11 protein-coding genes are annotated in these 12402 nt (G+C 53.6%); all 11 read left to right on the top strand.

Features of this window, described 5'->3' with window-relative positions:
- The first annotated feature begins 5 nt into the window (after positions 1 to 5).
- The 11 genes from FOC35_RS02550 to tolQ all read left to right on the top strand — a co-directional run bounded on the left by FOC35_RS02550 (position 6) and on the right by tolQ (position 12393).
- Positions 6 to 722 (top strand): succinate dehydrogenase iron-sulfur subunit, encoded by a 717-nt coding sequence (locus tag FOC35_RS02550; RefSeq protein WP_016535408.1) that lies wholly within the window; start codon positions 6 to 8, stop codon positions 720 to 722.
- 287 nt (positions 723 to 1009) lie between these two features.
- Positions 1010 to 3817 (top strand): 2-oxoglutarate dehydrogenase E1 component, encoded by a 2808-nt coding sequence (sucA, locus tag FOC35_RS02545; RefSeq protein ID WP_016535409.1) that lies wholly within the window; start codon positions 1010 to 1012, stop codon positions 3815 to 3817.
- Positions 3818 to 3832: 15 nt separating this feature from the next.
- Positions 3833 to 5053 (top strand): 2-oxoglutarate dehydrogenase complex dihydrolipoyllysine-residue succinyltransferase, encoded by a 1221-nt coding sequence (gene odhB / locus FOC35_RS02540; RefSeq protein WP_172568052.1) that lies wholly within the window; start codon positions 3833 to 3835, stop codon positions 5051 to 5053.
- Between the two features lie 99 nt (positions 5054 to 5152).
- Positions 5153 to 6319 carry an ADP-forming succinate--CoA ligase subunit beta gene (gene sucC / locus FOC35_RS02535; RefSeq protein ID WP_172568051.1) on the top strand — a complete coding sequence of 389 codons (1167 nt, stop codon included), beginning with the start codon at positions 5153 to 5155 and terminating at the stop codon, positions 6317 to 6319.
- On the top strand, positions 6319 to 7191 hold the full coding sequence (gene sucD / locus FOC35_RS02530; protein ID WP_016535412.1) for a succinate--CoA ligase subunit alpha: 873 nt from the start codon (positions 6319 to 6321) through the stop codon (positions 7189 to 7191). The genes sucC and sucD overlap by 1 nt, the downstream gene beginning before the upstream one ends.
- An 823-nt stretch (positions 7192 to 8014) precedes the next feature.
- Positions 8015 to 9583: a cytochrome ubiquinol oxidase subunit I gene (cydA, locus tag FOC35_RS02525; RefSeq protein WP_039898004.1), complete on the top strand. Its 1569-nt coding sequence runs from the start codon at positions 8015 to 8017 to the stop codon at positions 9581 to 9583.
- A gap of 15 nt (positions 9584 to 9598) precedes the next feature.
- Positions 9599 to 10738 carry a cytochrome d ubiquinol oxidase subunit II gene (gene cydB / locus FOC35_RS02520; protein WP_172568050.1) on the top strand — a complete coding sequence of 380 codons (1140 nt, stop codon included), beginning with the start codon at positions 9599 to 9601 and terminating at the stop codon, positions 10736 to 10738.
- A 14-nt stretch (positions 10739 to 10752) separates the two neighbouring features.
- Entirely contained in the window at positions 10753 to 10866 is a 114-nt protein-coding gene (cydX, locus tag FOC35_RS02515) for a cytochrome bd-I oxidase subunit CydX (protein WP_008456153.1), read from the top strand.
- A complete protein-coding gene (gene ybgE, locus FOC35_RS02510; protein WP_172568049.1) occupies positions 10866 to 11159 on the top strand; it encodes a cyd operon protein YbgE in 294 nt (97 codons plus the stop codon). Before cydX ends, ybgE begins: the two co-directional genes overlap by 1 nt.
- A gap of 146 nt (positions 11160 to 11305) precedes the next feature.
- A complete protein-coding gene (gene ybgC, locus FOC35_RS02505; RefSeq protein ID WP_039898005.1) occupies positions 11306 to 11710 on the top strand; it encodes a tol-pal system-associated acyl-CoA thioesterase in 405 nt (134 codons plus the stop codon).
- On the top strand, positions 11707 to 12393 hold the full coding sequence (gene tolQ, locus FOC35_RS02500; RefSeq protein WP_071704076.1) for a Tol-Pal system protein TolQ: 687 nt from the start codon (positions 11707 to 11709) through the stop codon (positions 12391 to 12393). Before ybgC ends, tolQ begins: the two co-directional genes overlap by 4 nt.
- Positions 12394 to 12402: the final 9 nt, after the last annotated feature.

The raw sequence follows: 12402 nt of genomic DNA, 5'->3' as shown, positions 1-12402 counted from the left end.
TTGCGATGAAACTCGAATTTTCCATCTATCGTTACAACCCGGACGTTGATGATGCTCCGCATATGCAGGAGTACACGCTTGAAGGGGAAGAAGGGCGCGACATGATGCTGCTCGACGCCCTGATGCAGCTGAAAGAAAAAGATCCAAGCCTGTCGTTCCGCCGCTCCTGCCGCGAAGGCGTTTGCGGCTCCGACGGCCTGAACATGAACGGTAAAAATGGCCTGGCCTGTATCACGCCAATCTCGGCTCTTGGCAACGGTAAGCAGAAGATAGTCATCCGTCCTCTGCCGGGTCTGCCGGTAATCCGCGATCTGGTTGTGGACATGGGGCAATTCTATGCTCAATATGAGAAGATTAAGCCTTACCTATTGAATAATGGGCAAAATCCACCCGCTCGCGAGCATTTACAATCGCCGGAGCAGCGTGAAAAACTGGATGGTCTGTACGAGTGCATTCTTTGCGCCTGCTGCTCGACTTCCTGCCCGTCATTCTGGTGGAACCCGGACAAGTTCATCGGCCCGGCTGGCCTGTTGGCAGCATACCGCTTCCTGATAGACAGCCGCGATACGGAAACCGAGTCGCGCCTGGACGGCATTAGCGATGCTTTCAGCGTATTCCGCTGTCACAGCATTATGAACTGCGTCAGCGTATGTCCTAAGGGGCTGAACCCGACGAAAGCTATCGGCCATATTAAGTCGATGCTGTTGCAACGTAGTGCATAAGCAGTAAGAGAGGGAGCGCTATTTCCCTCGACCAGACCCTCTCCCGACAGGGAGAGGGAACGGATTGCAGGAGATCTTTAAAAACTGCCGACGGCCTTCCCCCTCACTCCAGTGGGGAGAGAAGGAAGGCGAGGGGAAACCCTTAAGACAGTTTTTAAAGGTTCCTTCGCGGGCCATATTCATGATGCTCGCAGAGAGTGAACCCTGGAACGTATACCCGTATGCCCTACGGTGTGCGTTATAGTTATCCACGGCGAAATAAGCATATAAATGCTTAAGGGATCACGATGCAGAACGGCGCGATGAAGCCCTGGCTGGACTCTTCCTGGCTGGCGGGCGCAAACCAGTCCTACATAGAGCAGCTCTATGAAGACTTCTTAACCGATCCTGACTCTGTTGATGCGCACTGGCGCACCATGTTCCAGCAGTTACCTGGAACCGGAGCCAGACCGGATCAATTCCATTCAAAAACGCGTGATTATTTCCGTCGTCTGGCGAAGGATGCCTCACGTTACTCCACCGCAATCACTGATCCTGACACTGACGTTAAGCAAGTGAAAGTGCTGCAGCTGATTAACGCCTGGCGTTTCCGCGGTCATCAGGCTGCGAATCTCGATCCGCTCGGCCTGTGGAAGCAGGAGTCCGTGGCAGATCTCGATCCGGCTTTCCATAATCTGACCGATGAAGATCTTCAGCAAAGCTTCAACGTGGGATCTTTTGCCGGCGGCAAAGAAACCATGAAGCTTGCCGACCTGATTGACGCCCTGCAGCAGACTTACGGCGGTTCTATCGGCGCGGAATATATGCACATCACCAACACCGAAGAAAAACGCTGGATCCAGCAGCGCATTGAATCGGTGGTGGGCCAGTCTACCTTTACGCCGGACGAGAAAAAGCGCTTCCTGAGCGAACTGACCGCGGCGGAAGGCCTGGAGCGTTATTTAGGCGCTAAATTCCCGGGAGCTAAACGCTTCTCGCTGGAAGGCGGCGACGCGCTGGTGCCGATGCTTAAAGAGATGATTCGCCACGCGGGCAAGAGCGGCACGCGTGAAGTGGTGCTGGGTATGGCGCACCGCGGTCGTCTTAACGTCCTGATCAACGTTCTGGGCAAAAAGCCGCAGGATCTGTTCGACGAATTTGCCGGTAAACATAAAGAGCACCTCGGCACCGGCGACGTGAAGTACCATATGGGCTTCTCATCCGACGTGGAAACCGAAGGCGGCCTGGTTCACCTGGCGCTGGCGTTTAACCCGTCGCACCTTGAGATCGTCAGCCCGGTGGTTATCGGCTCCGTGCGTGCGCGCCTGGATCGTCTGGACAAACCAGGCAGCAACCAGGTTCTGCCGATCACCATTCACGGTGACGCCGCAGTAGCCGGGCAGGGCGTGGTTCAGGAAACGCTGAACATGTCTAAAGCTCGCGGCTACGAAGTGGGCGGTACGGTTCGCATCGTTATCAACAACCAGATTGGTTTCACCACCTCCAACCCGCTGGATGCTCGCTCCACGCCGTACTGTACCGATATCGGTAAGATGGTGATGGCGCCTATCTTCCACGTAAACGCGGATGACCCGGAAGCGGTGGCCTTTGTGACTCGCCTGGCGCTTGATTTCCGTAATACCTTCAAGCGCGACGTGTTTATTGACCTGGTTTGCTACCGCCGCCATGGTCATAATGAAGCTGATGAGCCAAGCGCAACTCAGCCGGTGATGTATCAGAAAATCAAAAAACATCCGACCCCGCGTAAAATCTACGCCGATAAGCTGGAGCAGGCCAAACTGGCAACGCTGGAAGATGCTACCGAAATGGTGAATCTGTACCGCGATGCGCTGGATGCAGGCGAGTGCGTAGTGAGCGAGTGGCGTCCGATGAATATGCACTCCTTTACCTGGTCGCCGTACCTCAACCACGAATGGGACGAAAGCTACCCGAACAAAGTTGAGATGAAACGCGTTCAGGAACTGGCTAAGCGCATCAGCACCGCGCCAGAATCCGTGGAGATGCAGTCTCGCGTAGCGAAAATCTACAGCGACCGTCAGGAAATGGCGAACGGCAACAAGCTGTTCGACTGGGGCGCTGCGGAAAACCTGGCCTATGCAACCCTGGTTGATGAAGGCGTGTCCGTCCGCCTGTCCGGTGAAGATGCCGGCCGTGGTACTTTCTTCCACCGTCATGCGGTTATCCATAACCAGACCAACGGCTCAACCTACATTCCGCTGGCCCACGTGCATAACAGCCAGGGCATCTTCAACGTATGGGACTCCGTGCTGTCTGAAGAAGCGGTCCTGGCATTCGAGTACGGCTACGCCACCGCAGAGCCGCGCACGCTGACCATCTGGGAAGCGCAGTTTGGTGACTTTGCCAACGGTGCTCAGGTTGTTATTGACCAGTTCATCAGCTCCGGCGAGCAGAAATGGGGGCGTATGTGCGGCCTGGTCATGCTGCTGCCGCACGGCTATGAAGGCCAGGGGCCGGAGCACTCCTCCGCTCGCCTGGAACGTTATCTCCAGCTTTGCGCCGAGCAGAACATGCAGGTTTGCGTGCCGTCTACTCCGGCTCAGGTGTATCACATGCTGCGTCGCCAGGCGCTGCGCGGAATGCGTCGTCCGCTGGTGGTGATGTCACCTAAGTCCCTGCTGCGCCATCCGCTGGCGGTTTCCACCCTCGATGAACTGGCCAACGGCGCTTTCCAGCCGGCAATTGGTGAGATTGATGAGCTGGATCCTAAAGCCGTAAAACGCGTGGTACTGTGTTCCGGTAAGGTTTACTACGACTTGCTCGAGCAGCGTCGTAAGAACGATCAGAAGGATGTGGCGATTGTGCGCATCGAGCAGCTCTATCCGTTCCCGCACCAGGCGGTGCAGGAAGCGCTGAAGCCGTTTGCTCATGTACATGATTTTGTCTGGTGTCAGGAAGAGCCTCTGAACCAGGGCGCCTGGTATTGCAGCCAGCACCACTTCCGCGAAGTGATTCCGTTTGGGTCCGGTCTGCGTTACGCAGGTCGCCCGGCCTCCGCCTCTCCGGCGGTAGGGTATATGTCCGTTCACCAGAAGCAACAGCAAGATCTGGTTAATGACGCGCTGAACGTCGAATAAATTAAAGGATAAATAATGAGTAGCGTAGATATTCTAGTTCCTGACCTGCCTGAGTCCGTAGCCGACGCGACAGTGGCAACCTGGCATAAAAAACCGGGCGACAGCGTCAAACGTGACGAAGTTCTGGTTGAAATCGAAACTGACAAAGTGGTGCTGGAAGTTCCTGCATCCGCAGACGGCGTGCTGGACTCAGTGCTGGAAGACGAAGGCACTACCGTTACCTCGCGTCAGATTCTGGGGCGTTTGCGTGAAGGCAACAGCGGCGGGAAAGAAACCTCTGCCAAAGCCGACAGCAAAGAGTCTACTCCGGCGCAGCGCCAGCAGGCTTCTCTGGAAGAGCAGAATAACGATGCCCTCAGCCCGGCAATTCGCCGCCTGATTGCAGAAAATGACCTCGACGCCAGCGCGATTAAAGGCAGCGGAGTGGGCGGGCGTATCACTCGCGAAGATGTAGAAAAACACCTGAGCGAAGCAAAAGCTAAACAGCCTGCACCGGCTAAAGCGGCAGAAGCTACTCCGGTTGCACCGCTGGCCGGCCGCAGCGAAAAACGCGTTCCTATGACACGCCTGCGCAAGCGCGTGGCCGAGCGTCTGCTGGAAGCGAAAAACTCCACCGCCATGCTCACGACCTTTAACGAAGTGAACATGAAGCCAATCATGGAACTGCGTAAGCAGTACGGTGAAGCTTTCGAAAAACGCCACGGCGTGCGTCTGGGCTTCATGTCCTTCTATATTAAAGCGGTTGTTGAAGCGCTGAAACGCTATCCGGAAGTGAATGCTTCCATCGATGGCGAAGACGTGGTTTACCACAACTACTTCGACGTGAGCATCGCGGTTTCTACTCCACGCGGCCTGGTTACGCCGGTGCTGAAAGATGTCGATACCCTCGGTATGGCCGACATTGAAAAACGCATCAAAGAACTGGCGGTGAAAGGCCGTGACGGCAAGCTGACCGTAGAAGAGCTGACCGGCGGTAACTTCACCATCACCAACGGCGGCGTGTTTGGCTCCCTGATGTCTACGCCAATCATCAACCCACCGCAGAGTGCGATTCTGGGCATGCACGCCATCAAAGACCGCCCAATGGCGGTTGACGGTAAAGTAGAGATCCTGCCAATGATGTATCTGGCGCTCTCTTACGACCACCGTCTGATTGATGGTCGCGAGTCCGTGGGTTATCTGGTAGCGATTAAAGATCTGCTGGAAGACCCAACTCGTCTGCTGCTGGACGTGTAGTCGATATAAGACTCTGGCGGGTGCTTTGGCGCCCGCCCCTACAACCAAATCTAACCTTACCCCGAGCGTTAATGCTCTTTATCTGGATGGATAGAACTCATGAACTTACACGAATATCAGGCGAAACAGCTGTTTGCTCGGTATGGTTTACCGGCACCCGTCGGTTACGCCTGTTCCACACCGCGCGAAGCGGAAGAAGCCGCTTCTAAAATTGGCTCGGGCCCGTGGGTGGTGAAATGTCAGGTTCATGCCGGTGGCCGCGGTAAAGCGGGCGGCGTGAAAGTGGTTAACAGCAAAGAAGATATCCGTGCTTTCGCCGAGCACTGGCTGGGCAAACGCCTGGTGACCTACCAAACTGACGCGACCGGCCAGCCGGTACACCAGATTCTGGTTGAGGCCGCGACCGACATCGACAAAGAGCTGTATCTTGGCGCAGTCGTTGACCGTAGCTCCCGTCGCGTAGTCTTTATGGCTTCTACCGAAGGCGGCGTGGAAATCGAGAAAGTTGCCGAAGAAACTCCGCACTTGATCCACAAAGTAGCTTTGGATCCGCTGGCTGGGCCAATGCCTTACCAGGGACGTGAGCTGGCGTTCAAACTGGGTCTGGAAGGCAAACAGGTTCAGCAGTTCACCAAAGTTTTCATGGGCCTGGCGGCTATTTTCCTTGAGCGCGACCTGGCGCTTATCGAAATCAACCCGCTGGTTATCACTAAGCAGGGTGACCTTATTTGCCTCGACGGCAAACTGGGTGCTGACGGCAACGCGCTGTTCCGCCAGCCTGACCTGCGTGAAATGCGCGACCAGTCTCAGGAAGACCCGCGTGAAGCTCAGGCTGCACAGTGGGAGCTGAACTATGTTGCTCTCGACGGCAACATCGGCTGCATGGTTAACGGCGCTGGCCTGGCAATGGGCACCATGGACATCGTTAAGCTGCACGGCGGCGAACCGGCTAACTTCCTTGACGTTGGCGGCGGTGCGACCAAAGAGCGCGTAACCGAAGCGTTCAAAATCATTCTGTCAGACGACAAAGTGAAAGCCGTTCTGGTTAACATCTTCGGCGGCATCGTACGTTGCGACCTGATTGCCGACGGCATCATTGGCGCGGTAGCCGAAGTGGGTGTTAGCGTCCCGGTAGTGGTACGTCTGGAAGGTAACAACGCCGAGCTGGGCGCTAAAAAGCTGGCGGATAGCGGCCTGAATATTATTGCAGCGAAAAGTCTGACCGACGCAGCACAGCAGGTTGTTGCTGCCGTGGAGGGGAAATAATGTCCATTTTGATCGATAAAAACACCAAGGTAATTTGCCAGGGCTTCACCGGCAGCCAGGGGACTTTCCACTCTGAACAGGCGATTGCCTACGGTACGCAGATGGTTGGCGGCGTAACGCCGGGCAAAGGCGGCACCACTCATCTGGGCCTGCCGGTGTTCAATACCGTGCGTGAAGCAGTAGAAGCTACCGGCGCAACTGCCACCGTTATTTACGTTCCGGCTCCGTTCTGTAAAGACTCGATTCTGGAAGCTATCGACGCGGGTATTAAGCTGATTATTACCATCACCGAAGGCATCCCGACCCTGGATATGCTGACCGTGAAGGTAAAACTGGACGAAGCTGGCGTGCGCATGATCGGGCCTAACTGCCCGGGCGTTATCACCCCAGGGGAATGCAAAATCGGTATCATGCCGGGCCACATTCACCTGCCGGGCAAAGTGGGTATCGTTTCTCGTTCCGGCACGCTGACCTATGAAGCGGTTAAGCAAACTACCGATATAGGTCTGGGCCAGTCTACCTGCGTAGGTATCGGCGGCGACCCAATCCCTGGCTCTAACTTCATCGACATTCTGAAGATGTTCCAGGAAGACCCGAAAACCGAAGCCATCGTGATGATCGGTGAGATTGGCGGGAGCGCTGAAGAAGAAGCCGCCGCTTACATCAAAGAGCACGTAACCAAACCGGTTGTTGGCTACATCGCTGGCGTAACCGCGCCGAAAGGCAAGCGTATGGGCCATGCTGGCGCCATCATCGCGGGTGGTAAAGGGACGGCGGATGAGAAATTCGCAGCTTTGGAGGCCGCTGGCGTGAAAACAGTACGCAGCCTTGCCGATATCGGCGAAGCGCTGAAAACGATTCTGCCGCAGTAAGCAGATGCCCCCGCGCAAGCGGGGGAAACAGTAATAATAAGTGTTCGACATGGTTGGCCGCCCTGGGGTGGCCTTTTTTTATGTTTTCTCTTTGGCCAGTTCGGGCCCGTTATCGATATTCTGCGTTTTTATCCTGTTCTATTCAGAAACAATAATTGTTTCCATCCGCGATATTTACTCTCTGTAACCTTATAAAAAATAATGCTTTGTTAATTTAATTTATATCAAAAGTGAAATATTTGTGAATATTAAACGGTAAGGCCAATAAGCGGCGAAATAATGTGAGCTAAATAACGTTTGGTATCTTAAGACGTAGCGGGAGGGAAATTTAAGTTTTGCGCGTTAATATCCGCTGTATGTTGATAATAAGCGCCTTTATTTTAACGCCAAGCGAAGCGATGGAACATATCGTTAACAACAAGTTTACGATTAATTCTCTCTTGAAAAATAATTAACATTGTCAGCGTAAATTGTGTTGGATCAATGTTTAAAGCTGGCATTGAGGGGTATAAAAGAGCAAAATTGCTGTAGATCAAACTGGCCGAATAACTGTGTTTTAGCTATAAATTGATCGCCATCGTAAAACGTAAAAAACATTAAGCAAGGACCTATTTATTGTAAGGGAATTGCAGGGTAATATAATTACGGGTTATTTTTGATTTTATTAACGTGTTTGTAACCTTTCACCTTTTTATTTCACATTTGAATAAAGTGGGCGAAAAAAAGGGACTGGAAGCGAATGTATTTGTATTAGGGCATGCTTGTGGATTTGCCTCCCGGCGAACCACAGTCGAAGTCTTCATGCGAAGAGCAAGGAGTCAAGATGTTTGATATTGTCGAACTGTCGCGCTTACAGTTTGCCTTGACCGCGATGTACCACTTCCTGTTTGTGCCATTAACGCTCGGTATGGCGTTTTTGCTGGCCATTATGGAAACGGTCTACGTTCTGTCAGGTAAGCAGATTTATAAAGATATGACCAAATTCTGGGGCAAGTTGTTTGCAATCAACTTTGCTCTGGGGGTAGCCACCGGTCTGACCATGGAGTTCCAGTTCGGGACTAACTGGTCTTACTATTCTCACTATGTGGGTGACATCTTCGGTGCGCCTCTGGCCATTGAAGGCCTGATGGCATTCTTCCTCGAGTCCACCTTCGTTGGTCTGTTCTTCTTTGGCTGGGATCGCCTCGGCAAAGTTCAACATATGGCGGTCACCTGGCTGGTGGCGCTTGGCTCCAACCTCTCTGCATTGTGGATTCTGGTCGCTAACGGCTGGATGCAAAACCCAATCGCTTCCGACTTCAACTTCGAAACCATGCGTATGGAGATGGTCAGCTTCGCCGAGCTGGTTCTGAACCCGGTTGCGCAGGTTAAATTCGTTCACACCGTTGCTTCCGGCTACGTGTGCGGCGCGATGTTTGTTCTCGGTATCAGCTCTTACTACATGCTCAAAGGCCGCGACTTCGCTTTTGCGAAGCGTTCATTCGCCATTGCAGCAAGCTTCGGTATGGCTGCCATCCTTTCCGTTATCGTGCTGGGTGATGAGTCCGGCTATGAAATGGGCGACGTGCAGAAAACCAAACTGGCGGCTATTGAAGCCGAGTGGGAAACTCAGCCTGCACCGGCTGCTTTCACGCTGTTTGGTATCCCTGACCAGGATAAACAAGAAAACCGCTTCGCTATCCAGATCCCTTACGCGCTGGGCCTTATCGCCACCCGCTCTGTTGATAAGCAGGTCACAGGCCTGAAAGAGCTGATGGTGCAGCATGAAGAGCGTATCCGTAACGGGATGAAGGCCTACAGCTTGCTTGAGCAACTGCGTAAAGGCTCAACCGATCAGAGCGTGCGCGATAACTTCAACGATGTGAAGAAAGACCTCGGCTATGGCCTGCTGCTGAAGCGCTATACGGAAAACGTCACCGACGCGACCGAAGAGCAAATTCAGAAAGCGACCAAAGACTCTATTCCTCGCGTTGCACCGCTGTATTTCGCGTTCCGTATCATGGTGGGCTGCGGCTTCCTGATGCTGTTCATTATTGCGGTGTCCTTCTGGACCGTCACCCGCAACGCTATCGGCTCTAAAAAATGGCTGCTGCGCGCCGCGCTGTACGGTATTCCGCTGCCGTGGATTGCTATCGAGTCCGGCTGGTTTGTTGCAGAGTATGGCCGTCAGCCGTGGGCGGTAGGTGAAGTGCTCCCAACCGCAGTAGCAAACTCCTCGCTGAGCGTTGGCGACCTGCTGTTCTCCATGATACTGATTTGCGGTCTTTACACGCTGTTTATGGTGGCGGAGCTGTTCCTGATGTTCAAATTCGCTCGCCTTGGGCCGAGCAGCCTGAAAACAGGACGCTATCACTTTGAGCAGTCCAACGTGGCTTCTCAGCCGGCACGCTAAGACAGGAGTCGTCAAATGATTGATTATGAAGTATTGCGTTTTATCTGGTGGCTGCTGGTCGGCGTACTGCTGATTGGCTTCGCCGTCACCGACGGCTTCGACATGGGCGTGGGCATGCTGTCACGCGTTATTGGTCGTACCGATGTTGAGCGCCGCATTATGGTTAACTCCATTGCTCCGCACTGGGACGGTAACCAGGTATGGCTGATAACCGCAGGCGGCGCACTGTTTGCCGCCTGGCCAATGGTCTACGCTGCGGCCTTCTCCGGCTTCTATGTGGCGATGATTCTGGTGCTGGCCTCCTTGTTCTTCCGTCCGGTCGGTTTTGACTACCGCTCCAAGATTGAAGATACCCGCTGGCGCAACATGTGGGACTGGGGCATTTTCATCGGTAGCTTCGTGCCGCCGCTGGTGATTGGCGTGGCGTTCGGTAACCTGCTTCAGGGCGTACCGTTCCACATCGACGAATATCTGCGTCTTTACTACACCGGCAACTTCTTCCAGCTTCTGAACCCGTTTGGCCTGCTGGCAGGCGTGGTGAGCGTGTCGATGATTGTTGCTCAGGGTGCGACCTACTTGCAGATGCGTACCGTGGGTGAACTGCACCTGCGTGCCAAAGGCGCTGCTCAAATTGCCGCTCTGGTAATGATGGTTTGCTTCGCTCTGGCGGGGGTATGGGTTATTTACGGTATTGACGGTTACGTGGTGACTTCTGCCCTTAACCATCATGCGGCTTCTAACCCGCTGACCAAAGAAGTGGCTCGTGAGGCTGGCGCATGGCTGGTTAACTTCAACAATATGCCAGCGCTGTGGGCTATCCCTGTACTGGGCGTGGTGTTGCCGCTGCTGACTATTGTGATGTCGCGCATCGAGAAGGGCGCTCTGGCGTTCATCTTCTCCTCGCTGACGCTTGCCTGTGTGATCCTGACCGCCGGTATTGCTATGTTCCCGTTTGTGATGCCTTCGAGCACCATGATGAACGCTAGCCTGACCATGTGGGATGCTACCTCCAGCCAGCTGACGCTGAATGTGATGACCTATGTTGCTATCGTGTTCGTGCCTATCATTCTCCTCTACACCACATGGTGTTACTGGAAAATGTTTGGCCGTATCACCAAAGAGCACATTGAAAGCAACTCCACCTCTCTGTATTAATTAAGGAGCTGATTATGTGGTACTTTGCATGGATTCTGGGCACGCTTCTGGCTTGTGCATTCGGGATTATTACCGCGCTAGCTCTCGAGCACGTTGAGGCGAGCAAAGCCGGTAAAGAAGAACACTGATGGAACACGTTATCGCGAAGCTTTACGCGGTAATGGATAAGAGCCCCTTGCGGGCTCTTTCCTTAGTGATGGCGCTGGTGCTGGCGGGCTGCATTTTCTGGGACCCGTCTCGTTTTGCCGCAAAAACGAGCGAGCTGGCTATCTGGCACGGCTTTCTGCTGATGTGGGGCGTCTGTGCAGGCGTCATTCACGGCGTTGGCTTCCGCCCGAACAAGGTTTTCTGGCAGGGAATTTTCTGCCCGTTAATTGCTGATTTAGTGCTCATCGCCGGCCTGCTATTTTTCTTCTTCTAAGGGCTGGCGCACCTCCTCCGGACGCCGTAAAAATTATGGGCTTTAACAAGCCCATAAAAATTTACGCAACGTTTAAAACAACCCATTCCAAACCCTCATCCTCTTGCGTATAGTAGCAACGTTTAATTGCATTACCGGGATGTAAAGTGAGTACAACGCTGTTTCGATGGCCGGTTCGTGTCTACTACGAAGACACCGATGCCGGTGGTGTGGTTTACCACGCCAGTTATGTTGCTTTTTATGAAAGAGCACGCACTGAGATGCTGCGCCAGCACCACTTTAACCAGCATTCCCTGTTGGCGGAGCGTGTCGCCTTTGTCGTACGCAGGATGACGATTGATTATCTTGCGCCTGCCCGACTCGACGATTTACTCGAAATCCAAAGTGAAGTTACATCGATGCGCGGCACTTCAATGGTGTTTACGCAGCGAATAGTCAACGCTGAAAATCAGTTACTTAATCAAGCTGAAGTGCTGATTGTTTGTGTTGATCCACACCTAATGAAGCCTCGTGCGCTTCCCAAGTCTATTGTCGCGGAGTTCAAGCAGTGACTGACATGAATATCCTTGATTTGTTCCTGAAGGCAAGCCTTCTGGTCAAATTTATCATGTTGATTTTGATTGGTTTTTCCATAGCATCATGGGCAATCATCATTCAGCGAACGCGTATTCTCAATGCCGCTGGACGTGAAGCAGAGGCGTTTGAAGATAAATTCTGGTCCGGTATCGAGCTGTCTCGCCTGTATCAGGAGAGCCAGGGCCGCCGCGACAGCCTGAGCGGCTCCGAGCAGATCTTCTATTCCGGCTTTAAAGAGTTCGCCAGGCTGCATCGCGCAAATACTCATGCGCCTGAGGCAGTAGTAGAAGGCGCGTCCCGTGCGATGCGTATTTCTATGAGCCGCGAACTGGAAACCCTGGAAACCCACATTCCTTTCCTCGGCACCGTCGGTTCCATCAGTCCGTATATCGGCCTGTTTGGTACGGTGTGGGGGATTATGCATGCGTTTATCGCCCTCGGTGCGGTGAAGCAGGCAACGTTGCAGATGGTTGCGCCGGGTATTGCTGAAGCGCTGATTGCAACCGCGATTGGTCTGTTTGCCGCTATCCCGGCAGTGATGGCGTACAACCGCCTCAACCAACGTGTGAACAAACTGGAATTGAATTACGACAACTTCATGGAAGAGTTCACGGCTATCCTGCACCGTCAGGCTTTCACCAGCAGCGAAAAGCAGTAAGGGGTAAGT

The sequence above is a fragment of the Cedecea sp. FDAARGOS_727 genome (genome assembly GCF_012273235.1).
GTDB lineage: Bacteria > Pseudomonadota > Gammaproteobacteria > Enterobacterales > Enterobacteriaceae > Cedecea > Cedecea davisae.
This window is presented reverse-complemented; position numbering and strand designations above follow the sequence as displayed.